The following is a 23,924-nucleotide window of genomic DNA, read 5'->3' as shown; positions in this document are numbered from 1 at the left end:
CATTGCTCCTAGTTGGTTCCTGTTGTTGCGGAGGGGTTGTCAGGCCCGCAGCCAAGCGGCGGCGTCGCCGGGGAGGCGGCCGTCTTCGAGCGGGGCGCTGGCGAGCAGCACCCCGGTGTCGGCGGGCAGGTCGACGGGGTCGGCGCCGAAGTTGACGACGCAGCGGACGTCGGCGCCTCTGGTGAAGGCGAGGGTGCCGGGCGGGGTGTCGTCCCAGGCGAAGTCGGGGCCCTGGAGGGCGGGCTCGGTGCGGCGCAGGCGGATCGCGGCGCGGTAGAGGGCGAGGAAGGAGTCCGGGTCGGTCTCCTGGAGGGCGGCGGCGTGCGCGCCCCACCACGGGGGCTGGGGCATCCACGCGGTGGTCCCGGTGGTGTTGAAGCCGAAGGCGGGGGCCTCGGGGGTCCACGGGAGGGGGACGCGGCAGCCGTCGCGGCCGGGGTCGGTGCCGCCGGAGCGGAAGTGCATGGGGTCCTCGCGGGCGCCCTCGGGGAGGTCCTCGACTTCGGGCAGGCCCAGTTCGTCGCCCTGGTAGATGTAGAGGACGCCGGGGAGGGCGGCGGTGAGGAGGGCGGCGGCGCGGGCGCGGCGGGCGCCCAGCTCCAGGTCCACGGGGATGCCGAACCGCTTGGCGGCGAAGGAGAACGAGGAGTCCTCGCGGCCGTAGCGGGTGACGGGCCGGGTGACGTCGTGGTTGGACAGGACCCAGGTGGCGGGCGCGGTGACCGCGGCGTGAGCGGCGAAAGTGGCCTCGATCGAGTCGCGGATGGCCGACTCGTCCCAGGGGCGGGACATGAAGTCGAAGTTGAAGGCGGTGTGCATCTCGTCGTCGCGCAGGTAGCGGACGAACCGCTCGGTGTCCTCCAGCCAGACCTCGCCGACGAGGAGCCGGGGCTCGTCGTAGGAGTCGGCGATCTTGCGCCAGCGGCGGTAGACGTCGTGGACCTCGTCGCGGTCGTTGTGCGGGTGCCCGCCGGGGCCGTGGCGCTCGGGGAGGTCGGGCAGCTCGGGGTCCTTGGCGAGCATGGCGGCCGAGTCGATGCGCACGCCCGCGACGCCGCGGTCGTACCAGAACCGCAGGACCGCCTCGTGCTCGGCGGCGACGTCGGGGTGGTTCCAGTTGAGGTCGGGCTGCTCGGGGGTGAACAGGTGCAGGTACCACTGGCCGGGCTCCCCGTCGGGGCCGGTGGTGCGGGTCCAGGTCTCGCCCGCGAAGCTGGAGACCCAGTTCGTGGGCAGTTCCTCGCCGTGCTCGCCCTTGCCGTCGCGGAACCAGAAGCGGTCGCGGGCCGGGTCGCCGGGGGCCGCGGCGAGGGCCTCCTGGAACCAGGGGTGCTCTGAGGAGATGTGGTTGGGGACGACGTCCACGATGGTGCGGATGCCGAGCGCGAGGGCGTCCTGGATGAGGACCTCGGCGTCGGCGAGGGTCCCGAACGCGGGGTCGATCTGGCGGTAGTCGGCCACGTCGTAGCCGCCGTCGGCCTGCGGCGAGCGGTACCAGGGGGTGAACCACAGCGCGTCGACGCCGAGGGCGGCGAGGTAGGGCAGGCGGTCGCGGACCCCGGCGAGGTCGCCGGTGCCGTCGCCGTCGGCGTCCGCGAAGCTGCGCGGGTAGACCTGGTAGATCACCGCGTTGCGCCACCACTCGGGGGCGGGGGCGGGCTGCTGTCGCTCGTGCAAGGTGGGTCCGTTCCGTGGGTCGGGGGCGCGGTCGGGGCGCGCGCGGGCGCGCCGAAGGCAGGGGTCAGTACGCGGTGGAAGCCCAGCACATGCTAGGTTTAGCGCTATACCTTGGTCGGTAGCGTAGACGACGGGTGTCAGACTTGTCAACGGCGGGTGTCCGGTAACCGCTCGCCTGATGGAGAGGAGCCCCCTTGGGCGTCACGCTGAAGGACATCGCGGCGGAGGCAGGCGTCAGCCTCATGACCGTGTCCAACGTGGTCAACGGGAAGCAGGCGAGGGTCTCGGCGGCCACGCGCGAGCGGATCATGCGGATCGTCAAGGACCGCGGGTACGTCCCCAGCGCCTCGGCGCGCAGCCTCGCGGCCCGCTCCTCGCGCCTGGTGGGGCTGCTCGTGCCCGCCGTGGGCGAGTCGAGCCTGACGATCGACCCGCACACCGTCGAGGTCGTCGGCATGCTGGAGCGCGAGCTGCGCCGCCTCGACTACCACCTGATGCTGCGCGGGATCTCCCGCCGCGGCGAGATCACCGAGGCCCTGCGGTCCTGGCACCTGGACGGCGCGGTCCTGCTGGGCTTCAACGACATCGAGATCGACCGGCTCGACGCCGCCGACGTCGGGGACGTGGCCCTGGTCGCCATGGACTCCTACTCGGCCAACCCCCTGGCCATGGAGGTCCGCTCCGACGACTTCGGCGGCGCGGTCCTGGCCACCCGCCACCTGGCGGGCCTGGGGCACCGGCGCATCGCCTTCGCCGGGCCCGCCTTCGCCGACACCGGCGTGGTCCACCAGCGCTTCGAGGGGTACCGGCAGGTCCTGGAGGAGCACGGGATCGCGCTCGACCCGGCGCTGGTGTCCGAAGTGGAGACCACGCATGCGGGCGGGTTCGCGTACGGGCGGCGCCTGGCCGCCGACCACCCGGAGGTGACCGCGGTGTTCACCACCGCCGACATCCTCGCGATCGGGCTCATCGAGGGGCTCGCGGCCGAGGGCCGCTCGGTGCCCGGGGACGTCTCGGTCGTCGGCTACGACAACGCCGACCTCGCCGCGCTCGTGACCCCGAAGCTGACGACCGTGGCGCAGGACCTCCCGGGGAAGGCCGCCGAGGCGGTCCGGCTCATGATGGACCGCCTCGCGGGCGGCCCGCGGCCCGCGCAGGCCGTCTCATTGGACGTGGCCCTGATCGAGCGGGGCACCGCCGGTCCCCCGCCCTGACGTGCCCGGCCCGCGGCGCCCGGCAAGGGCCGCGGGCCGGGAGACTCGGCGGGTCAGCCGCCCAGGGACGCGCCGTTGGAGGCGATGACGCCCCGGTACCACTCGGCGCTGCGCTTGGGGGTGCGCTGCTGCGTGTCGTAGTCCACGCGCACGAGGCCGAAGCGCTTGGAGTAGCCCTCGCCCCACTCGAAGTTGTCGAGCAGGGACCACACGAAGTACCCCCGGAGGTTGACGCCCTGCTCGATCGCCCGCCCCGCGGCGCTCATGTAACCGTCGAGGTAGGCGACGCGGTCGGCGTCGTCCACCGTGCCGTCCGCGGCCACCGCGTCCTCGAAGGACGCGCCCGACTCGGTGATGTACACCGGCAGGCCCGTGTACTCGTCGGACAGGCGGGTGAGGACCCGGCGCAGGCTCTCGGGGTGGATCTCCCAGCCGAACCCGGTGACCGGGTTCGCCGGGGGCAGGGACCGGTTGCCCAGGTGCGTGTCCGAGGGGTCGGCCTCCACGACGAACCGGTGGTAGTGGTTGACGCCCACGAAGTCCAGGGGCGCGCTGATCGACTCCATGTCGCCGGGCAGGACCGCGTCGAACGCGCCGGTGGGCGCGAAGTGGGCGAGCATGTCCTCGGGGTAGGCGCCGCGGAACAGCGGGTCGAGGAAGAGCCGGTTGCCGCCGCCGTCGGACAGCCGCGCGGCCTCCACGTCCTCGGGCCGGTCGGAGGCGGCCTCGATGTCGGTGAGGATGACCGCCGAGCCGACCTTGCCCGCGGGGGCGTGCTCGCGCAGGGCCGCCACGGCGAGGCCGTGGGCGACGTTGAGGTGGTGGGCCGCGCGCAGGGCCGCGGTCCGGTCCTGGCGGCCGGGGGCGTGGACGCCCGCGTGGTAGCCCAGGAAGGCCGCGCACCACGCCTCGTTGATCGGGATCCACTCGTCCACGAGGTCGCCCAGGGCCCGCGCGGTGCGGGCCGCGTAGTCGCCGAAGCACTCGGCGGTGGAGCGCTCGGGCCACCCGCCCTCGTCTTCGAGGACCTGCGGGAGGTCCCAGTGGTAGAGGGTGACCGCCGAGCGGATGCCCTTGGCGCGCAGGTCGGCCAGGAGCTCCCGGTAGAACGCGACGGCCTCGGGGTTGAGGTCGCCGCGCCCGGTCGGCTGGAGGCGGGACCACGAGACCGAGAGGCGGTACGCCTTGAGGCCGAGGTCGGCGGCGATCGCGAAGTCCTCGCGCCAGCGGTGGTAGTGGTCGCAGGCGGTCTCGCCGGTGTCGCCGTTCTTCACCTTGCCGGGGGTCGCGGCGAAGGTGTCCCAGATGGACGGCCCGCGGCCGCCCTCGGCGGCGGCGCCCTCGATCTGGTAGGCCGCGGTCGAGGCGCCCCACAGGAAGCCGTCGGGGAAGGGACTGGTCATGTGCTGCTCCTTGGGTGTCGGTGCGTTGCCGCGCGGTGCCTCACTTGTCGACCGCTCACTTGTCGACTCCGGTGACGACGATCCCCTGCACGAAGACCTTCTGCGCCGCGAGGAAGATCGCGACGGGCAGGGCCAGCGCCAGGAGCGAGGCGGCGAGGATGAGGTGGGGCTCGGAGTTGTAGACGCCGCTGAAGTAGCTCAGGCCCACGCCGATGGGGACGATGTCGCGGTTCCCGGCGAGGTAGAGCAGCGGCTCGAAGAAGTCGTTCCAGGCGTAGAAGAAGTGGAAGAGGCTCACGGCCGTCAGGGCGGGGATCGACTGCGGGACGATGACGCGCAGGAACGTGCGGATCGGTCCGGCGCCGTCGATGCGGGCGGCCTCTTCGAGCTCTCTGGGGATCGTCAGGAAGTACTGGCGCAGCAGGAACACGTTGAAGGCGTTGGCGAACAGCTGCGGGACGATGAGCGGCAGGTAGGTGCCGACCCAGCCCATCTGGAGGAACACCGCGTACTTGGGGACGAGGGTGACCGCCGGGGGCAGGAGGATCGTGGCCATGAGGAGGCCGAAGAGGACGCCGCGGCCGGGGAAGCGGAACCGGGCGAAGCCGTAGGCGACCCATGCGGAGGAGGCCACGGTGAAGGCCATGCTCACCAGCGCGTACATGAGGGTCCAGCCGGTCAGGCGCAGGAACGAGATGGTGTTCCAGGCCTCGGTGTAGTTGCCCCACTGGGGGTCGAGGCCGGAGACGGCGTCGAGGGTGCGCCAGCGGCCCTCCCATTCGATGGGGCCGGCGCCGGGGTCGTCGGGGTCGACGAAGACGCTGGACTCGCGGCCGGGCTCGATGAGGGCGAGGTCGCGGGTGGTGCCGTCGGGCATGGGGACGGCGTAGACGTCGTGCTCCTCGCCTTCGTACTCGAAGGTGAGCGCGGAGACGGGGAGGACCCCGGTGTTGGGGTCGGAGACGCCGTCCTTGTCCTTGAGGGAGGTGGCGACGCCGTATCCCAGGGGCATGAGGAACACCGCGGCGAGCAGGAGCGCGCCGAGGGTGGTGCAGAGGGTGAGGAGGGTGCCGCGGCGCCTGCGGAGCAGGGCGTTCTCGGTGGGCTGCTTGGCCTCGGTGGTCACGAGCGCTCCGTTCCGTAGTGGACCCAGTAGCGGGAGGTGCCGAAGAGCACGCCCGTGAGGACGGCGACGACGATGAAGATGATCCAGGCCAGGGCGGCGCCGTAGCCCATGTCGCCGAAGACGAACGCCTGCTGGTAGAAGTTCACGAGCAGGAAGCGGCTGGCGCCGTCGGGGCGGCCGGTGGCGCCGAAGAGGACCCAGGGGACGACGAAGTACTGGAGGATCGCGACCGAGTCGATGACGAGGTTGAAGAAGATGATCGGCGACAGCAGCGGGAGGGTGACGCTGCGCAGGCGCCGCCACCATCCGGCCCCGTCGATCTCGGCGGCCTCGTACAGCTCGGTGGGGATGCCCTGGAGTCCGGCGAGGTTGACGACCATGGACTTGCCGATGCCCCACAGGCCGATGAAGCTGAACGCGAAGAGGACCAGGACCGGGTTGTCGAACCAGCGGATGCCGTCGGTGCCGGTGGCGTGGACGCCGGTGAGGCCGATGATCCGGTTGACCCAGCCGGTCTGGGGGTTGAGGACCTGCTGCCAGATGAGGACGCCGGCGACGAGCGGGATCATCGAGGGCGCGTAGAACAGCAGGCGGAAGAACGCGGTGGCGCGCAGGTGCTTGGAGTTGAGCAGGAGCGCCAGGCCGAGGGCCACGACCATGCTCAGGGGCAGGAACAGGACCGTGAAGCGGAACGTGGCGGCCAGGGAGGTCCAGGTGTCGGGGTCGGCGAGGGCGCGTTCCCAGTTGGAGGTGCCCGCGAAGCTGGTGGCGCCGGGGTCGGTGAGCTGGAAGTCGAGGGTGGAGAAGACGAGCGAGGCGCCGATGGGGACGGCCGAGAACAGCAGGAAGCCGATGATCCAGGGGCTGATGAAGAAGTAGCCCCAGCGTGCTTCGCGGCGCTGCATGGGCCCGGCGGGCCGTTTGGGGCGGGCGCCGCGCCGCCGCGCGGCGGGGGCCGCGTCGGTGAGACCGGACATGGGTGGGCCTTTCGGAAGGCGGGGTTGAAGAGTGCGGTCGGGGGGTGCCGGGCGGGCGGGTGCCGCCCGCCCGGCGGGGAGGGGGCCCGGGGGTCTGGACCGGGCCCGGGATAGGGCTACTCGGCGGCGTCGAAGACCGCTTGCAGGTCGGCTTGGAGGGCGGCGAGCTCGGTGGGGATGTCGAGGCCGTCCTCCTGGTTGAACCTGGTGGCGTACTCGGCGAGGACCGCCTCGGATTCGAGGAAGTTCGGCATGCCGCCCTCGTGGGAGGGGTTGTCGACGTAGGTCATGCCTTCGACGGCGGTGTCCCAGTTGATGTCCTGGCCTTCGAAGTTGGCGGCGCCGACGCGCTCGAAGTAGCCGTCCTGGAGGCTGATGCGGGCGGGCATGCCGCCGTAGGTCTGGGTGAGGTCCTCGGCGGCGTCGCCGATGAGGTAGGTGAGGACGTCGAACGCCTCGTCGGGGTGGTCGGTGTTCTTGGTGATGGAGAACGTGTCGGCGTGGAGCTTCGCGGTGGTGGCGCCGTCGTAGGAGGGGACGGCGGCGGTGTCCCAGGTGCCCTCGAACCCGGCCATGCAGCAGGTGGCGTACCACAGGTGGGTGTTGCCCATGGCGAGGTTGCCGGACTCGAACCAGGACCCGGCGTTGAGCATGTCGGAGTCGCCGTAGGGGCCGTTGGGGATGAAGTGGTCGGTCCACATGCCGTCGTAGTACCACTGCTGGGCCTCGGCCCAGTTCGGCGGGATCTGGGCGTTGCCGTCGGCGTCCACGAGGGACCCGGCGCCGAAGAGGGTGGACTGGGCGCGGATGTCGGCGAAGATGTTGCCGAAGCCGAACTGGACGATGTTGGCGGGGTCGAAGTCGGGGCTGGTGGCGTCGTTGCCCTCGGCGTCGACGGTGAGCTGCTTGGCGAGCTCGGTCATCGTGGCGATGTCCCAGACGTGCTCGGCGCCGTCGGCGTCGATGTAGGGGGCGCCGTACTCCTGGGGCGGGTAGGGCAGTCCGGCCTCGTCGAACAGGTCGAGGTTGATGTAGAGGAACGAGGGGAAGACCGCGAAGGGCAGGCCGATCTGGCCCTCCTCCTCGATGCGGTAGAAGTCGACCAGGGCGGGGTCGAAGTCGGTGAGGTCGTAGTCGGCCTCCTCGATGTACGGGGTGAGGTCGAGCCAGGCGCCGGGGAAGGTGGAGCGGCCGCGGATGCCCATGGGGCCGACGATGTCGGGGGCGTCGCCGGTGGCGATCTGGGTGGAGAGGATGTTGGGGGCCTGGTCGGCGTCGACGATCTCCAGGACGAGTTCGATGTCGTCCTGGGAGGCGTTGAACTCCTCGACGATCGCCTCCTGGGCGGGGATGGTCGGGGCGTCCGAGCCCGCACCCATGCCGACGAACCAGCGGATCTCGACTTTGTCGGAGGCGCTGGAGCCGCCGCCGTCGAGGCATGCGGAGGCGAGGAGGAGTGCGGTGCCGCCCAGGGCGGCGGCCTTGGCGACCGCCGCGCCGCGTCGGCGGTGGGGAGGTGTGGTCCTCATGGGTGCTCCTTGCTGCGGCCGCGGGGGACGCCGGCGGCCGGGAGGGGATGATGAAACGGTCCTTGCAACGCTGGGCTGGGGCCCGGATGTAGGCTGGACCAGTAGGTCTACGACTTACTGTTAAGACTTAGATTAAGTAGAACGACCCGTGCCGTCAATCTCCCCGCAATAACGGCATGGTCCCGGACGGGTAACGACACGGACTGGTGGACAGATGGAACGCCCCAAGCGGATGACGACCCGCGACCTCAAGCTCGGCAACCGGATGCGCCTGCTGCGGACGCTGTACTTCGAGGGGCCGCTCACCCGCCGGGACCTCGCCCCCGCCACCGACCTGAGCACCGCCACCGTCTCCAACGTCACCACCGAGCTCATCAGCGAGGGGATCGTGCGCGAGGCCGGGAAGGTCGACTCCGACGGCGGCAGGCCCCACATCCTGCTCGAAGTGGACCCCGGGCACGCGCTCGTCGTCGGCGTCGACGTCGGCGAGACCCACGTGCAGGTCGAGCTCCTCGACCTCAAGCTCGACCCCCGGGCCGCCGCCAAGTACGAGCTCGAAGCGGGCCGCCACGACCCGGCCACCGTCATCGACCGGATCGCCGCCGGCGTGGAGGAGGTCCTCGCCGCCGCCGGGGGCGTCCCGGTGCTCGGCGTCGGCGTCGGCATGCCCGGCATCGTCGAGTACGGGCCCGACGGGATCGTCCACGCCCAGGCGTTCGGGTGGGACGCGGTCCCCTTGGGGCGGCTGCTGGCCGAGCGCCTCGGCCCCCTCCCGGTGCACGTCGAGAACGGCGCGATGACCATGGGCCAGGCCGAGTTGTGGTTCGGGGCCGGGAAGGGCGCCTCGAACGCGATCATCGCGCTCATCGGCTCCGGCGTCGGCTCCTGCGTCGTCGCCGACGGCGCCCTCTACCGCGGCGCCGGGTCCAGCGCCGGGGAGTGGGGCCACACCACGATGCGCGTGGACGGGCGCCGCTGCCGGTGCGGCTCCCGCGGCTGCCTGGAGGCGTACGTCGGCGCCGAGGGCGTCCTCGACCGGTTCCTCGCCGCCACCGGGGCCGTGGACCTCGGCGGCGGCGAGGAGGCCGCACTGGAGCGGCTCCTCGACGACCCCGCCGCGGCCGACGTGATCGACGAGACCGTCCGCTACCTCGGGGCCGGGCTCGCCGACCTCCTCAACCTCTTCAACCCCGAACTCGTCGTCATCGGCGGCTGGGCCGGGCACCTCCTCGCCGCCCGCCGCCTCGCCGACATCACCGCCGCCACCGGCGAATACGCCCTCAAGCAGCCCTTCGCGACCGCCCGCATCGCCCCCGGGCTCCTCGGCCCCGACGCCGTCGCCAAAGGCGCCGCCACCCCCGTCATCGCGCAGTTCCTCGGCGGCGCCTGAACACGCGTCCTGACACCTTTGACGCGTTCTTGACGGCCGCTGTGGCAAAACGCGGGAATGATTAGCTGGTGCCACGAGGACAGCTCCGGATCTACCTGGGCGCGGCCCCCGGCGTCGGCAAGACCTACGCCGCGCTCGAAGAGGCCCGCCGCCGCGCCGACCGCGGGACCGACGTCGTCATCGGCTACGTCGAGACCCACGGCCGCACCGCGACCGCCGACCTCGTCGAGGGCCTGGAGGTCGTGCCCCGCCGCGCCGTCGAGTACCGCGGCTCCGCGTTCGAGGAGTTCGACACCGACGCCGTCCTGCGCCGCTCCCCCGCCGTCGCCCTCGTGGACGAGCTCGCGCACACCAACGTCCCCGGCTCCCGCAACGAGAAGCGCTGGCAGGACATCGACGAGCTGCTGGACGCCGGGATCGACGTCATCTCGACGGTGAACGTGCAGCACCTCGAATCGCTCAACGACGTGGTCGCCCAGATCACCGGCGTGCCCCAGCGCGAGACCGTCCCCGACGAGGTCGTGCGCCGCGCCGACCAGGTCGAACTCGCCGACATCACCCCCGAGGCCCTGCGGCGGCGCATGGTCCACGGCAACGTCTACCCGCCGGAGAAAGTGGACGCGGCCCTCTCCAACTACTTCCGGGTCGGGAACCTCACCGCGCTGCGCGAGATCGCGCTGCTGTGGCTGGCGGACAAGGTCGAGGACCAGCTGGAGAAGTACCGCGAGGACCAGCACATCACCGCCGTGTGGGAGTCCAGGGAGCGCGTCGTCGTGGCCCTGTCGGGCGGCGACGAGGGCGACACGCTCATCCGCCGGGCCGCGCGCATCGCCGCCAGGTCCGGCAACGCCGACCTCAAGGCCGTGTACGTGGCCTCCGGCGACGGCCTCACCTCCGCGCGCTCGGCCCGCAACCTCGCCCGGCAGCGGACCCTCGTCGAAGACCTCGGCGGCACCTACCACCAGGTCGTGGGCGACTCGATCCCCGACGCGCTCCTGGAGTTCGCGCGCGGTGCCAACGCCACGCAACTGGTGCTGGGGGCCTCGCGGCGCGGCCGGTTCGCGCAGGCCCTCTCGCGCGGCGTCGGCGTCACCACCACCGCCCGGTCGGGGAAGATCGACGTGCACCTGGTCAGCCACGAGCGCGTCAGGTCCGTCAAGCGGGCCCGCTCCGGACCCGGCATCGTGGACGCCGCCCGCCGCCGCTTCGGGATCGCCCTCGCGTTCCTCGGCATCCCGGCCCTGGTCACCATCCTCATCCCCCTGCACGAGGACCTGTCGCTGACGACGATGATCCTCATCGTCCTCACCGCCGTCATGGCCCTGACCCTCACCGGCGGCATGTGGCCCGCGCTCCTGGGCGCGCTCATCGGGTTCCTCCTCCTCAACTACTTCTTCGCGACCCCCTACTACCAGTTCAAGATCCACGACCAGGAGCAGGTGGTGGCCCTCGTCGTGTTCGTGGCCCTCGCGCTCGGCGGCGCGGCGGTCGTCAACCTCTCGGCCGCGCGGGCGCGCCTCGCGGCGCGCGCCAGCGCCGAGGCGCAGACCCTCGCCACCCTCGCCGGGAACGTGCTGCGCGGCGGGTCCGGACTGGACGACCTGCTGGAGCAGTTGCGCGAGACGTTCACGCTCACGTCGGTGACCCTGCTGGAGCGCACCGCGCCCGGCGCGGGCCCGGCCGAGCGGCACGACGCGAAGGCGTGGCGGGTCGTGGCGCACGCGGGCGCCGCGTGCGGCAGCCCCGGCGCGGCCGAGAACGACCTGCCGATCCGCGACGACCTGGCGCTGGCACTGCGCGGGCACACCCTGGAGGCGGCGGACCGGCGGATCGCGCAGGCGTTCGCGATGCACGCCGCCGCCGCGCTGGAGCGCGAGCGCCTTGAGCGCCAAGCGGAGGCGGTGGAGCGGCTGACGGACGCGGACAAGTTGCGGACGGCGCTGCTGGCGGCCGTCTCGCACGACCTGCGCACGCCGCTGGCTTCGGCGCGGGTCGCCGTGTCGAGTCTGAAGTCCACTGGGGAGCTGTTCACGCCCGGGGAGCGCGAGGAGCTGCTCGACTCCGCGGAGCTCTCCCTGAGCCGGTTGACGGGCCTGGTGGACAACCTGCTGGACATGAGCCGGTTGCAGGCGGGGGTGCTCGGGGCCGACCCGGTGCCGATCGCCTTGGACGAGGCGGTGCCGTGGGCGCTCGACGAGATCGGGGAAGCCGCCGCGGACGTGCGGCTCGACGTGCCCGCGGATCTGCCGGAGGTGATGGCCGACCCGGGGCTGCTCCAGCGCATCCTGGTGAACGTCATCGCGAACGCGCTGCGCTACAGCCCCGCGGGGGTGCCGCCGCGGCTGACGGCGGGCATCCACGGCGGGACGGTGGAGCTGCGGGTGGTCGACCGCGGCCCGGGCGTGCCGGACGAGGACCGGGAGACGATGTTCCGGCCGTTCCAGCGGCTCGGCGACCGCGACAACACGACCGGCGTCGGCCTGGGCCTGGCGCTCTCGCGGGGCCTGGCCGAGGCGATGGGCGGGACGCTGGGCCCGGAGGCGACCCCCGGCGGCGGACTGACGATGGTGCTGGCGCTGCGGATCGCGGCGACCGATGGAGAGGGTGCAGGGTGATCAAGGTCCTGGTAGTCGACGACGAGCCGCAGATCGCACGCGCGCTGCGGATCAACCTGTCGGCGCACGGGTACGAGGTGACGACCGCGGCCGACGGCGCGCAGGCGCTGCGCGCGGCCGCGGCGGTCGTCCCGGATCTGGTGGTGCTCGACCTGGGCCTGCCGGACATGGACGGCGCGGAGGTCATCGAGGGCCTGCGCGGCTGGTCGAAGGCCCCGATCCTGGTCCTGTCGGGGCGGGCGGCGAGCGCGGAGAAGATCGCCGCGCTGGACGCGGGCGCCGACGACTACGTGACGAAGCCGTTCGACATCGGGGAGCTCTTGGCGCGGGTGCGCGCGGCGACGCGCCGGTCGGGGCCGGGCGCCGAGTCGCCGGTGACGGCGATCGGGCCGGTCACGGTGGACCTGGCGGCCCGCGAGGTCCGCAGGGACGGCGACGAGGTGCGCCTGACGCCGACCGAGTGGCAGCTTCTGGAAGTGCTCCTGCGCAACCCGGGGAAGCTGGTGAGCCAGCGCGAGCTCCTCCACCGCGTCTGGGGCCCCAACTACGACCGCGAGACGAACTACCTGCGCCAGTACATGGCGCAGCTGCGCCGCAAACTGGAGGCCGACCCGGCCCGCCCGGTGCACCTGCTGACAGAGCCCGGCATGGGGTACCGGTTCCGCCCCTGACGCCCCGGGTTCGTGCCAGGTCGCGCGCCGCGCTCCCCCGGGCACGCTCCGTGCTCCTACAGTGGTCGTGCAGTCAACGAGGAGCGGGGAGCGGGACATGAGCGCGTCGGACACCACTGGGGGCACGTCGAAGCCGGGCGCGGTCATCGCGCTGTGCGCGGCGGCGCTGCTGTTCGCGGCCCTGGTCGTCGTGAAGATCGGGCTGTTCGCCGACTTCCGGTCCGACTCCTCGGACGGGTGCTTCACGGAGCAGAACCCGCAGTTCGTCACCGCGTGCGAGCAGCTCGCGCCGGCCTCGTGGTTCGCCCCGTACCTGCTGTCGATCGTCGCCTACGCGGTCTTCGCGGCCCTCTTCGCGGCCGCCGCGGTCCTGACCGCCCGCGCCCGCCCGGCCGCCGCCGCCTTCACGCTGGTCACCACGATCACCGCGATCGTCCTCGCCGTCCTCCCGGGCATCCTGGACCTGGGCTGGCGCTTCGCCGTCGCCACCTCCACCGAGGGCGACAAGTGGGTCGCCGAATACGTCCGCGACCACGCCCCCACCTGGTATGGCCCCGCCGAGGCCACCGCCCTCGTCATCGCGGCGCTCTGCGCGATCGCGGCAACGGTCCTGCTGCGCCGCAGGGCGTCCGCTCAGTAGCCGAGCGTCGCGGTCAGGGTCTGGCCGCCGGTGTCGGCGAGGTCGACGGTGAGGCGGGGCCGGTCGCCGGGTTCGAGTTCGAAGCCGTCGCCTTCGAGGACCTCGCTCGCGGCGAAGGGCAGTTCGATGACGGCGGTCCCGGTGCTGCGGCCGGGGTCGGCGACGGCGACCACTGCGGTGTCCTCGCCTTGGCGGACCAGGACGGTGGCGGGCGCGTCGCAGGTGAGGCCGCCCGCGTCGCCGGCCTCCCAGAAGTGGGCGGCGGTGATCCCCGCGTCGGTGTCCTCGACGGCCTGGACGGTCGGGGTGTTGGCGAGGATCTTGATGCGGTCGCCTCCGGCGAGGGTCGCGGTGGCGGCCGCGTCGGCGCCGGGGACGAGGATGTAGGCGTAGGTCGCGCCGGTCGGCGAGGCGCCGTGGTCGAACCAGAGGGTGGCGTAGCGGCGGGTGTGGACGGTGGTGTCGCCGCCGCCGGTGGTGGGGCCCTGCTCGATGTCGTTCCAGGCGCCCTCGCGGGTCTCGCGCAGGCCGCGCAGTCCGGTGGCGCCCTGGGGGAAGACGTAGCCGCCGACGCCGTCGAGGTGGATCCAGCGGGCGTCGTCGAGGTCGGCGGACCAGCCGGGTTCGGCGGGCTGCTCGTCGCCGTTGACGGACAGGATCGCGTCGCCGTCCTCGCCGAGGTTGCGGTGCTCCACGGTGGTCTCGACGGTGCGGCCGTCGGCGGCGGTGACGCCCGCGCCGAGGGCGACGACCGCGTCGTGGAGGGTGAACCAGGACTTCTTGGCGCGCAGGGTGGAGCCGTCGGCGACGAGGTCCATGGCGGCGGCCGCGTGCATGTCGTCGAGGACGGCGCCTCCGGCGACGGCGTTCTCGGGCAGGAGCTTGACCATGCCCTCCTCGTCGGCGGTGACCTCCCGCTCGCGGGTGTCCACGGTGGTGCCGGGGAGTCGGTAGGGGTCGGCGGTGGGCCAGAACTCGTCACTGTAGTGGACGGGGTCGCCGGGCAGGTACAGGTAGGTCATGCCGTCGCCGAGGTACCAGCCGCGGAGGTTCTCCCAGTTGCCCATCTCGTAGGCGGCCACGCGGTTCGAGGACATGGACAGGGCCCAGGACCAGCCTTCGCGGCGGGCGACGGCGCGGTCCATGTCGGCGAACACGTGCGTGGACACGGCGCGGGGGGCGGGCTCGACGGCGTCGTCGGCGAGGATCGCCTTGACGCGGCTGATCCCGGGGATGCCGGCCTCGGCGGCGAACGGGAGGGTCTCGTGCGAGCGCTGGACCCAGCCTTTGACGAGGGCGTTCCAGCGGTCGCGGTAGGCGGCGGGCGCGCCGACGGCGAGGAGGGTCGCGGCGGTGACGAACCCGGTGCCGTTGTGGAAGTCGCGCTGCAGGGGGCGGGAGACGCCGCGCCCGTACACGCAGTCCATGAACAGGCCGTCCTCCATGAACGGCGCGAAGCTCGCCTCGACGGCGTCGTAGAGGACCGGCACGTCCTCGTCGACGACCTCGCCGGCGGACCCGGCCAGGAGCGACACGGCCATGCTGGTGGAGGACAGGAGCGTGGTGCCGTAGGCGGCGGCGTAGGGGACGTCGTCGTGCTGGATGAGGGAGCCGTCGCGGTAGAACCCGTCGCCTTCGGTGACGTACTGGAACAGGGAGTGGCGGCCCTCGTCCACGGTACCCGAGAGGTCGTCGCGGGCGCGGCGGAGCTTGTCCTCGTCGCGGGCGAGGATGCCGTGGAGGGCGACGATGACGGCCTTGTCGGCGCGGTTGGCGCCGGTCTCGTGGATGTTCGGGTTGACCACGCGCATGTCGGCGTCGGGGCACCAGCGCCCGACGGCGGCGAGGTAGTCCGCGAGCCGTTCGGCGGGGATGCGGTCGTAGAGGAGGACGTAGGTCTTCAGCAGCGCCGAGGGGGTGCCGATCTCCCACCAGTACCAGTTGTCGACCTCCTCGGCGTCCTTGTTGTAGCCGCCGTCGTGGAGCAGGGCGAGCGCGTCCACGATCGCGTCGGCGATCTCGTCGCTGCCGTACTGCTCGGTGCCGGGGGTGGCCCAGGCGGTGGCGAGGCGGTAGAGCTGGCGGTAGGAGTTGTTGAAGTTCGAGGCCGAGGAGACCGGCGCGAGGTCGGGCCAGGCGGCGGTGCGGCCCTCGCTGCGGTCCATGGTCTCCCACAGGACCGCGGACTCGGAGCTGATGCGGCTGATCGCCGGGGCGTACTCGGGGTCGTCGGGGTGGATCTCGCCGCCGACGAACAGTTCGGCGGCGCGCAGGCGGAGCCGGTCGAAGTCGAGTGGGTTCAGGGGGCCCTCCTCGGCGGTGATGCGCGCGTCGTCGCCGCGGCCGGAGACGTAGGCGGCGATCCCGACGCCGGCGCCGACGCCCGCGAGGCCCAGGGCCCCTCCCAGCAGCAGCGTCCGGCGGTTGAGCGGGGAGGGCGATGCAGGCATGCGGCGTCCAAGTCGAGGCGGCGGGGAGGAGGTCGCCCCCATAGTAGCGGCCGCGCCGCGGCGGCCCGGTCCCCCGGTTGACCTGCGCCCCTTCGGTGAGGCACGCGCCACAGTGTACGAATCACCGCGTTCCGGGCACGAGGTCGTCGGCGCGGGTTCTGCCTTGGGCGACGTAGGCGTCGGTGAAGGTCTGGACGGCGGCGGCGACGACGGGGTCGGGCTGGGCCGCGAGGGCGGCGGTGAAGCAGGCGCGGGCGGCCGCGGCGAGGGCGGGGTCGTGGAGGGCGGCGGTGGCGGCGCGGAGGTAGAGGTCGGCCGCGGTGGCGCCGTGCCAGAGGGGTTCGAGGGCCTCGGCCGCGGCCTGGTGCGCGGCGGGGTCGTCGAGGAGGGCCGCGGCGACGGCGACGGGCACGATCCAGTCGGGGCCGGGCTGGGCGTCGATCATGCGCAGTTCGAGGTAGCGGCCGCGGGGGCGCACCGGCGGGAACAGGGTCGTCAGGTGGAAGTCGAGGTCGTCGCCGGTGGGCGGGCGCAGGCCGGGGTCGCGCAGCCAGTCGCGGAAGGTGAGGCCGCGCGGGACGGTCCAGCGGCCGGGGCCGCGCACGGCCATGACGCGGGCGTCGAGGGCGTAGCGGGCCCAGGACTCGCGCGGGTCCCCCTGGGGGACGGGGCGCGAGCGGGACGGGTCGATCGCGGTCCACACGTGCTGGCGGGTGGAGCGCCATAGGCTCGGCTCGCCGCGGCGCAGCGGGGAGTTCGCGAACGCGGCGACCAGGACCGGGCCGAGGCGGTGGGCCAGGTCCCAGCGGGCGGCGAGGTCGGCTTCGGCGCCGGTGTCGAGGCAGACCTGGACCGACGCGGTGTTCGCCATCATCCACCGGCCCGCGCGGCCGTCCTGGTCGAACAGCTCCTCCATGGCCTGGTAGCGCGCGGAGCGGACCACCCTGCGGGGCAGGCGGACCGGGTCCAGGCCCAGGCCGAGCAGTTCGAGGCCCTCGTCGGCGAGGGCGGCGGCGAGGCGGGCGCGGTCGGCTTCGAGGTCGTCGAAGCACTCGCGCACGGAGGCGGGCCGGGTGCTCAGTTCGAGGGCGCCGCCGGGCTCGAAGCTGAGCCGGGTACATCGCGGCAGGGCGTCCCGCACGCCCAGGACCGCTTTGACGGTCTCGTCGTCGATGCGGCGGCGCCGGTCGGCGGCGCTGGTGAGGTGCCACTCCACCTCCGCTCCGACCAGGCCGGGGCCGCCGGGCCGGAATCCCGCGGCCGCGATGTGCTCGAAGGCGGCGTCCTCGGTGAGGGGCGCGGCGGTGCGGCCTTGGAGCGTGGCTTCGGACATGCTGTCTCCCGTTCTCGGAGGAGGCCGCGGGCCGCCGGGCCCGCGTCGAGTATTCCTATCGGAACAATAGGATATAAGCATGGTACGGCCCGCCGCCCTGCCGCGCAACCGGAAGCAGGGTCAGCGCGGCATCCACGCGTCGTCGGCCGCGGTCAGCTCGGCGATGCGCACCGGGAACTCCCCCGTCGCCGCCTGCGCGAGCGAGACCTCGTCGAAGACCGAGCGCACCGCCGCCCGCGCGGCGACCCACAGCCGCGGCAGGTTCACCGCGGCCCCTTCGTAACTGGTCTCCTCGGGGCGTCTCCCGCGGACCTCCGAGAGCGGCCCGTCCACGGCGCGCAGCACCTCCCCCACCGAGACGTCGCCGGGGTCGCGGGCGAGCCGGTAGCCGCCCTCGACGCCGCGGACGGAGTCCACGAGGTGGGCCCGGCGCAGGTCGCCGAGGATGACCTCGGCGAACTTGCGCGGCAGCGCCTGCGCGGCGGCGAGGGAGCTGGCGGAGATGGTGCGCGGATGGCCGGTGGCGAGCGTGACGGCGATGCGGACGGCGTACTCGCCTCGTGCGGAGACCTGCATGGCGCGGGCTCCCTTCGTGATCTGGGGCAAACCGGAACGTGTACTTGAATCCTACTTGATAGATAGGATATGCTGTCGGAGTGAACCGCCCCAGTGGACCCGCGGAGCAGTGGCCGACCAAGCGCCGCCACATCGACTTCGCGCGTTCGGATTCCGCCCTGTGTCGCCGGGGCGGCGCCGCCGGACCGGTTCGCTGACACCGCGAACGACCCGCGCGCCCGCCGCCCTTCCCGGACTCCCGTCGAGCACGAACGAAGGCGCCGCCATGACTCCCGTCCAGACCCGCACCCGACCCCCGGCCCACCGCCGCTCGGGCACCGCCACCATCACCGTCACCGTCGAGATCCCCGCCGACGACCCGAGGCTCGCGCGGCGCCTGACCGCCGCGCTCGGGGTCCTCGCGCAGGGCGGCGGCCGCGTCGCCGTCGAAGGGGCCCAAGCGCTCCCGGCCGATCCGGCGCCGGCCGAGCCCGCGCCGCGCCCGGCGCTGGTGATCGACGTCCCGGGCCGCGAGGTGACCATCCACGGGCAGGAGGTCGCGCTCACCCGCCTGGAGTTCGAGCTCCTGGCGTTCCTCGCCCGCCACCCCGGGATGGTCCACACCAGATCCGAGCTGCTCCAGTACGTCTGGGAGACACCGGACACGGGCCTGCCCGGACGCACGGTGGACGTCCACGTGCGGCGCCTGCGCGCCAAGCTCGCCGAGTTCGACGCGCTCGTCTCGACCGTGCGGGGGGTCGGCTACCGGTTCACCCGCAGCCGCGACGTGGAGTACCGGACCAGCGCCGAGGGGTACGACGGGGACCGGGTTCCCATCATCTAAGAACTCCTAGTAATTCTATAGGAATACTGCTAGTGTTGTCGGCATGACGTCCGCCAGCCTTCTGACGCGGCGGCGCGAGATCGACCAGATGCGCGCCGCCAGCGCCCTCTGTCGACCCCGAATGCGCTAGTCGGGCCCGCGCGCCCCGCGCCGCCCGACTCCGCACTCCACAACCTCTGCGATTCATCGCATCCCCCGCTCCCGGTTCCCATCCCGGTTCCTCCCGCACGCCCTCCTCCGGGCGGCGCCCTCGCACGCTCCCCACCGTAAGGAGTCCACTGTGACCGACAGCTTCGCCGTGACCGCCGTCGTCGGCAACCCCAAGCGCCTCTCGCGCACCCTGACCACCGCCGAGGCTCTCGCCGCCGCCATCGCGGCGGGGATCGGGTCCGAGCCGCGCACCTCCTCCACCGACCTCGCCGAACTGTACCGCGACGGGATCGAGCCGCCGCACGACGGCTTCGAGCACGCCCTCGACCGGATCAGGACCGCCCCGGTCCTGGTCGTGGGCACGCCCGTCTACAAGGCCTCCTACACGGGCCTGCTGAAGCTCTTCCTCGACCAGCTCCCGCCGGGGGCCCTGGGGGGGACCGTGGCCGTCCCGGTCACGGTCGCGGCCTCCGCGGAGCACCGGCTCCTCGCCGACCTCCAGCTGCGCCCGATCCTGGCCGAGCTCGGCGCGAGCCTGCCGGTGCCCTCGCTGACGCTGCGGGAGCAGGAGCTCGGGGACCTCGACGCGATCCTCGCATCGTGGGCCGGGGCCAACCTGCCCGCGCTCGCCGCCGCCGTAGGCCGCCAATCCGCGGGGGTGCCGGCATGAGCACCCAGGTCCAGGCGGGGGTCGAGCCGGGCGTGTTCCGGTCCCTGTTCCGCGCCCACCCCGCCGGGGTGACCGTGGTCTGCGCCGACCCGGGCACCGGCCCGGCCGGGTTCACCGCGACGTCCCTGACGTCGGTCTCGCTCGACCCGCCGCTGGTGTCGTTCGCGATCGCGAACACCTCCTCGGCGTGGCCGGCGGTCCGCGAGAGCGCGAGCCTGACCGTGAACTTCCTGGCCGCCGACCAGCACGCGGTGGCGACCCGCTTCGCCACCAGCGGCATCGACCGGTTCCAGGGCACCTCCTGGTCGCGCCTGGAGACCGGCGAGCCGGTCCTGGCCGACGCGCCCGCGCACCTGCGGGCGGTCGTCACCGACCGGATCGAGGCCGGGGACCACCACATCGTGCTGGCCCTGGTCGTCGACGCCGCCGCGGGCGGCGACCACGACCCCCTCGTCTACCACGCGGGCGGCTACTGCGCCGCCGCTCCCCTCGACTGACCCCACCTCTCCTTGAAAGGCGCTTCCGTGCGATCCGAGACCACCCGACGAACCCTCCTGGCGGGCGTGCCCGCCGTGGCCGCGCTGGCATTGGCGGCCTGCTCCGACGAGGACGCGGGGCCGCTGCTGGCGGCCGACGCGGACCTGCCGACGGCCGTGCCCGAGGGCACCAAGCTCGTCATCGGCGACCCGTCCCAGCAGCTCGCGTTCGAGCTGTCGGGGCTGGCCTCGCTGCTCACCTTCGACGTGGAGTGGGCGAACATCTCCGGCGGGCCCAAGTCCGCGGAGGCGTTCCGCGCCAAGTCCCTCGACATCTCCTCGGTGGCCGACATCCCGCCGATCCACACCAACTGGACGGGCCTGCCGACGCGGATCGTGGCCGCGGCCGGGCGCATCGACCCGCTCGACCACCCGATCTACGACCTCGGGGTGGCCCCCGGGGCCGACGTCGCGTCCATCCAGGACCTGGCGGGCAAGCGGATCGCGTACTCCCCCGGGCAGGCGCAGGGCGCCTTGATCCTGCGGGTGCTGGACGCGGCGGGGCTGGGCCAGGACGACGTGGAGCTGGTGGAGCTGCCGTCCACGGCCGACACGTACTCGAACGCCCTCGCCGGCGGGGAGGTCGACGTCGCGCCGATCGGCGGCACCCAGGTCAAGTCCTATGTGAACAAGTACGGTGCGGACGGGGCGACGACGATCCCGCACGGGCTGCGCGACGACCCGTGGGTGCTGTACGCGCCCGTGGAGGTCCTGGAGGACGCCGACAAGGCGGCCGCCATCGCCGAGTACGTGCGGCTGTGGGGCGCGGCGAAGCTGTGGACCCGCGCCAACCGCGACGAGTGGATCAACGCCTGGTACGTCGAGCACGAGGGCCTGTCGGTCGAGGACGGGGAGTACCTGCACGACCGCGAGGGCGAGCCGGACTTCCCCGAGACGTGGGACGAGACGATCGCGCGGCACCAGGAGACCATCGAGATCGTGGCCGAGGGCACCGGCAACGAGGTGCTCGACGCCGAGGACCTGTACGACCGGCGCTTCGAGCCGCTCGTGGCCGAGGGCATCGCCGAGTACGGCGACGGCGGCGCGTGATGACCGCCGTCAGGGCCGAGACGGCCCGCAAGGCCGCCGTACCGCCGGTCGACGACGAGGAGCTGGCCGCGGGCCGCGCCTCGCGCCCGAGGGGCAAGCGCCGCCTCGGGCCCGGCAAGCCCATCAGGCTCGGCTACCTCATCGGCCCGCTCCTGCTGCTGGGCGTGTGGATCTGGGGCTCGGCGCAGGGGTGGATCGACCCGCGGGTGCTCACGGCCCCGTGGACGGTGGTGACCACCGCGTGGGACCTGTGGGAGTCCGGGCGCCTGGGCCCGGACCTGCTGGTCTCGGCCCGGCGCTTCGCGCTCGGGCTCGTGTTCGGGGTCCTCGCCGGTCTGGTGCTGGCGCTGGTGTCGGGGCTGAGCCGGTGGGGCGAGGCCGTCGTGGACGGCCCCGTGCAGATCAAGCGGTCGATCCCCAACCTCGCGCTGCTGCCGCTCCTGCTCCTGTGGTTCGGCATCGACGAGCGGATGAAGATCATCACGATCGCGCTCGGGGTGCTCATCCCGATCTACATCCACACCCACAACGGGCTGCGCTCGATCGACGGGCGCTACGCCGAGCTGGCCGAGACGCTGCGGCTGGGGCCGGCGTCGTTCGTGGGCCGGGTGGTCCTGCCCGGGGCGCTCCCGGGCTTCCTGCTGGGCATGCGGTTCGCCGTGACCTCGTCCTGGCTGTCCCTGGTGGTGGTCGAGCAGGTGAACGCCACCAGCGGCATCGGGTACATGATGCTGCTGGCCGGGACGTACGGGCAGACTGACGTGATCATCGTCGGCCTGGTCCTGTACGCGCTCCTGGGGCTCGTCTCCGACACCGTCGTCCGACTGATCCAGAGGAGGGCCCTGTCATGGCGCCGCACACTGGAGGACTGACCACCGGTGCGGCCGTGCGCATCAGCGGCCTCCACCGTTCCTTCACCGACGACCGGCCGGTCCTGTCGGGCCTGGAGCTCCAGATCGGCGCCGGCGAGTTCGTCGCGCTGCTGGGCCGCTCGGGGTCGGGGAAGTCGACGCTCCTGCGGGCCCTCGCCGGGCTCGACCAGGACGCGACGGGCACCGGCGACATCGAGGTGCCCGAGCAGGTCTCGGTGGTGTTCCAGGACTCGCGGCTCCTGCCGTGGCAGCGGGTCCTGCGCAACGTCGTCCTCGGTCTCAAGGGCCCCGGCGCGCTCGAACGCGGCCGGGAGGCGCTCGCGGAGGTCGGGCTGGCCGGGCGCGAGCGGGCCTGGCCCCGGGAGCTCTCGGGCGGCGAGCAGCAGCGCGTGGCCCTGGCGAGGTCCCTGGTGCGCGAACCCGAACTGCTGCTCGCCGACGAGCCCTTCGGGGCGCTGGACGCGTTGACGCGCATCAAGATGCACGGGCTGCTCCGGGCCCTGTACGAGCGGCACCGGCCCGCGGTGCTGCTGGTGACGCACGACGTGGACGAGGCGATCGTCCTCGCCGACCGGGTGCTCGTGCTCGACCACGGCGTGGTCAAGACCGAGCGGCGCATCGATCTCGACGGCACCCGCGACCCCTCGGACCCGCGCTTCGCGGCCGTCCGCACCGAACTGCTCGCCGCGCTCGGCCTGGCCGGCGGCGCCGAGATCAAGCAGGAGGAATCATGAGCAGGCAGCTGCACCTCAACGCGTTCCTGATGAGCACCGGGCACCACGAGGCGTCCTGGCGGCTCCCGGAGTCCGACCCGTACTCGACCACCTCGATCGGCCACTACGCGGCGCTCGCGCAGACCGCCGAGCGCGGTCGGCTCGACTCGATCTTCTTCGCCGACTCGCCGTCCCTGTGGGGCACGATCGGCAGGCGCCCTTCGGGTTCGCTGGAGCCGACGGTGGTCCTCGCGGCCATCGCGGCCCTGACGACGCACATCGGGCTGATCGCGACCGCCTCCACGACGTACAACGAGCCGTACAACCTGGCGCGGCGCTTCGCCTCGATCGACCACATCTCCGGCGGGCGCGTGGGGTGGAACATCGTCACCACCGCCACGCTGGACGCGGCCCGGAACTTCAACCTCGACGAGCTGCCGTCCCACGCGGCGCGCTACGCCCGCGCGGAGGAGTTCCTCCAGGTCGCGAAGAAGCTGTGGGACTCCTGGGACGACGCGGCGGTCCTCGCCGACAAGGAGGCGGGACTGTGGGGCGACGACCGGCTGCTGTACCCCGCGGCGCACGAGGGCGAGCACTTCCAGGTCGCCGGGGCGCTCAACGTCCCCAGGTCCCCGCAGGGGCACCCGCTGCTGGTGCAGGCCGGGTCCTCCGAGGACGGGCGGTCGTTCGCGGCGGGCCACGCCGAGGCGATCTTCACCGCGTGGCAGACCATCGAGGAGGCGCAGGCGTTCTACGCCGACATCAAGCGCCGCGCCAAGGACGCCGGGAGGGACCCCGACAAGGTGCTGGTCCTGCCCGGGATCGTCCCGGTCCTGGGCTCGACGGAGGCCGAGGCCAGGCTGCTGGAGGAGGAGCTGGACCGGCTCATCGTCCCCGAGTACGCGCTGGGGAACCTCGCCAAGCAGCTCAAGCTCGACCCGTCCGAACTGGACCTCGACAGGGAGCTGCCCGCGGTGCTGCCGACCGAGGACGAGATCGAGGGCGCCAAGAGCCGCTTCACGCTCATCGTGGACCTGGCCCGGCGCGAGCGCCTGACGGTGCGCCAGCTCATCGGGCGCCTCGGCGGCGGGCGCGGGCACCGGACCTTCACCGGCACGCCCGAGCAGGTCGCCGACGCGATCCTCGACTGGGCCGACAACGGCGCCGCCGACGGGTTCAACATCATGCCCGCGGTGCTGCCCTCGGGCCTGGAGGCGTTCGTCGACCACGTCGTGCCGATCCTCCAGGCCAAGGGCCGCTTCCGCACCGAGTACGAGGCGACCACCCTGCGGGGCCACTACGGGCTCGAACGCCCGGCGAACCCGCGGCGCATCGCCGCGGTCGAGTCGGCGGTCCGGGGCGTCCTGGCGCACTCGCGCTGAGACGCCGCGACCACATGACGGGACCGGGGTTGCCCCGCGATGCGGGGCGACTCTACAATTCCCACTAGATTAGTCTGAATAATCGGACTACTAGGAATACTTTCCTCACGATACAGAAGGCAATCCC

20 protein-coding genes are annotated in these 23,924 nt (G+C 72.8%); 12 read left to right on the top strand and 8 right to left on the bottom strand.

The window, feature by feature from the left end; genetic code table 11:
• Positions 1 to 39: 39 nt before the first annotated feature.
• Positions 40 to 1,677 (bottom strand): glycoside hydrolase family 13 protein, encoded by a 1,638-nt coding sequence (locus ACFFXY_RS23120; protein WP_382356265.1) that lies wholly within the window; start codon positions 1,675 to 1,677, stop codon positions 40 to 42.
• Positions 1,678 to 1,871: 194 nt separating this feature from the next.
• On the opposite strand from ACFFXY_RS23120, the gene ACFFXY_RS23115 reads away from it, so the two are divergent.
• Positions 1,872 to 2,891, top strand: a complete 1,020-nt coding sequence (locus tag ACFFXY_RS23115) for a LacI family DNA-binding transcriptional regulator (RefSeq protein ID WP_382356263.1) — start codon at positions 1,872 to 1,874, stop codon at positions 2,889 to 2,891.
• A gap of 53 nt (positions 2,892 to 2,944) precedes the next feature.
• Here the strand turns inward: ACFFXY_RS23115 and ACFFXY_RS23110 are convergent, their stop codons facing one another.
• The 4 genes from ACFFXY_RS23110 to ACFFXY_RS23095 form a co-directional block, all read right to left on the bottom strand.
• Positions 2,945 to 4,294, bottom strand: coding sequence for a GH1 family beta-glucosidase (locus tag ACFFXY_RS23110; protein ID WP_382356261.1), 1,350 nt, complete (start codon positions 4,292 to 4,294; stop codon positions 2,945 to 2,947).
• A gap of 55 nt (positions 4,295 to 4,349) precedes the next feature.
• Positions 4,350 to 5,420, bottom strand: coding sequence for a carbohydrate ABC transporter permease (locus tag ACFFXY_RS23105; protein ID WP_382356259.1), 1,071 nt, complete (start codon positions 5,418 to 5,420; stop codon positions 4,350 to 4,352).
• Complete coding sequence (locus ACFFXY_RS23100; RefSeq protein ID WP_382356257.1) at positions 5,417 to 6,397, bottom strand: carbohydrate ABC transporter permease; 981 nt, start codon at positions 6,395 to 6,397, stop codon at positions 5,417 to 5,419. Before ACFFXY_RS23100 ends, ACFFXY_RS23105 begins: the two co-directional genes overlap by 4 nt.
• A 116-nt stretch (positions 6,398 to 6,513) precedes the next feature.
• Positions 6,514 to 7,926: an ABC transporter substrate-binding protein gene (locus tag ACFFXY_RS23095; protein WP_382356255.1), complete on the bottom strand. Its 1,413-nt coding sequence runs from the start codon at positions 7,924 to 7,926 to the stop codon at positions 6,514 to 6,516.
• 214 nt (positions 7,927 to 8,140) lie between these two features.
• Between ACFFXY_RS23095 and ACFFXY_RS23090 the strand changes: the two genes are divergently transcribed.
• The 4 genes from ACFFXY_RS23090 (at position 8,141) to ACFFXY_RS23075 (ending at position 13,242) form a co-directional block, all read left to right on the top strand.
• Positions 8,141 to 9,316, top strand: coding sequence for an ROK family transcriptional regulator (locus ACFFXY_RS23090; RefSeq protein ID WP_382356253.1), 1,176 nt, complete (start codon positions 8,141 to 8,143; stop codon positions 9,314 to 9,316).
• A 68-nt stretch (positions 9,317 to 9,384) separates the two neighbouring features.
• Entirely contained in the window at positions 9,385 to 11,931 is a 2,547-nt protein-coding gene (locus ACFFXY_RS23085) for a sensor histidine kinase (protein ID WP_382356251.1), read from the top strand.
• Positions 11,928 to 12,602: a response regulator gene (locus ACFFXY_RS23080; RefSeq protein WP_382356249.1), complete on the top strand. Its 675-nt coding sequence runs from the start codon at positions 11,928 to 11,930 to the stop codon at positions 12,600 to 12,602. The genes ACFFXY_RS23085 and ACFFXY_RS23080 overlap by 4 nt, the downstream gene beginning before the upstream one ends.
• Positions 12,603 to 12,699: 97 nt before the next feature.
• The gene (locus ACFFXY_RS23075; RefSeq protein ID WP_382356247.1) at positions 12,700 to 13,242 is read left to right on the top strand and encodes a hypothetical protein; all 543 of its coding nucleotides are present in this window, start codon (positions 12,700 to 12,702) and stop codon (positions 13,240 to 13,242) included.
• Here ACFFXY_RS23075 and ACFFXY_RS23070 read toward each other — a convergent pair.
• The 3 genes from ACFFXY_RS23070 to ACFFXY_RS23060 all read right to left on the bottom strand — a co-directional run bounded on the left by ACFFXY_RS23070 (position 13,236) and on the right by ACFFXY_RS23060 (position 17,601).
• Complete coding sequence (locus ACFFXY_RS23070; protein WP_382356245.1) at positions 13,236 to 15,692, bottom strand: polysaccharide lyase 8 family protein; 2,457 nt, start codon at positions 15,690 to 15,692, stop codon at positions 13,236 to 13,238. The genes ACFFXY_RS23075 and ACFFXY_RS23070 overlap by 7 nt on opposite strands.
• A gap of 121 nt (positions 15,693 to 15,813) precedes the next feature.
• Complete coding sequence (gene egtA / locus ACFFXY_RS23065; protein ID WP_382356243.1) at positions 15,814 to 17,025, bottom strand: ergothioneine biosynthesis glutamate--cysteine ligase EgtA; 1,212 nt, start codon at positions 17,023 to 17,025, stop codon at positions 15,814 to 15,816.
• 120 nt (positions 17,026 to 17,145) lie between these two features.
• Positions 17,146 to 17,601: an RrF2 family transcriptional regulator gene (locus ACFFXY_RS23060; RefSeq protein ID WP_359951887.1), complete on the bottom strand. Its 456-nt coding sequence runs from the start codon at positions 17,599 to 17,601 to the stop codon at positions 17,146 to 17,148.
• A gap of 265 nt (positions 17,602 to 17,866) precedes the next feature.
• Here ACFFXY_RS23060 and ACFFXY_RS23055 point away from each other — a divergent pair, with 265 nt between their 5' ends.
• The 7 genes from ACFFXY_RS23055 (at position 17,867) to ACFFXY_RS23025 (ending at position 23,797) form a co-directional block, all read left to right on the top strand.
• Complete coding sequence (locus ACFFXY_RS23055; RefSeq protein WP_382356241.1) at positions 17,867 to 18,424, top strand: winged helix-turn-helix domain-containing protein; 558 nt, start codon at positions 17,867 to 17,869, stop codon at positions 18,422 to 18,424.
• Positions 18,425 to 18,704: 280 nt separating this feature from the next.
• A complete protein-coding gene (locus ACFFXY_RS23050; protein WP_382356239.1) occupies positions 18,705 to 19,244 on the top strand; it encodes an NADPH-dependent FMN reductase in 540 nt (179 codons plus the stop codon).
• The gene (locus tag ACFFXY_RS23045; protein ID WP_382356237.1) at positions 19,241 to 19,741 is read left to right on the top strand and encodes a flavin reductase family protein; all 501 of its coding nucleotides are present in this window, start codon (positions 19,241 to 19,243) and stop codon (positions 19,739 to 19,741) included. The genes ACFFXY_RS23050 and ACFFXY_RS23045 overlap by 4 nt, the downstream gene beginning before the upstream one ends.
• A gap of 27 nt (positions 19,742 to 19,768) precedes the next feature.
• Positions 19,769 to 20,830 (top strand): ABC transporter substrate-binding protein, encoded by a 1,062-nt coding sequence (locus ACFFXY_RS23040; RefSeq protein WP_382356235.1) that lies wholly within the window; start codon positions 19,769 to 19,771, stop codon positions 20,828 to 20,830.
• Positions 20,830 to 21,702, top strand: coding sequence for an ABC transporter permease (locus ACFFXY_RS23035; RefSeq protein ID WP_382356233.1), 873 nt, complete (start codon positions 20,830 to 20,832; stop codon positions 21,700 to 21,702). The genes ACFFXY_RS23040 and ACFFXY_RS23035 overlap by 1 nt, the downstream gene beginning before the upstream one ends.
• Positions 21,678 to 22,436, top strand: a complete 759-nt coding sequence (locus tag ACFFXY_RS23030; protein ID WP_382356231.1) for an ABC transporter ATP-binding protein — start codon at positions 21,678 to 21,680, stop codon at positions 22,434 to 22,436. The genes ACFFXY_RS23035 and ACFFXY_RS23030 overlap by 25 nt, the downstream gene beginning before the upstream one ends.
• Positions 22,433 to 23,797: an LLM class flavin-dependent oxidoreductase gene (locus ACFFXY_RS23025; protein ID WP_382356229.1), complete on the top strand. Its 1,365-nt coding sequence runs from the start codon at positions 22,433 to 22,435 to the stop codon at positions 23,795 to 23,797. Before ACFFXY_RS23030 ends, ACFFXY_RS23025 begins: the two co-directional genes overlap by 4 nt.
• Positions 23,798 to 23,924 lie beyond the last annotated feature (127 nt).

The organism is Glycomyces mayteni, assembly GCF_042428885.1.
In the GTDB taxonomy this organism is placed as follows: domain Bacteria; phylum Actinomycetota; class Actinomycetes; order Mycobacteriales; family Micromonosporaceae; genus Glycomyces; species Glycomyces mayteni.
This window is presented reverse-complemented; position numbering and strand designations above follow the sequence as displayed.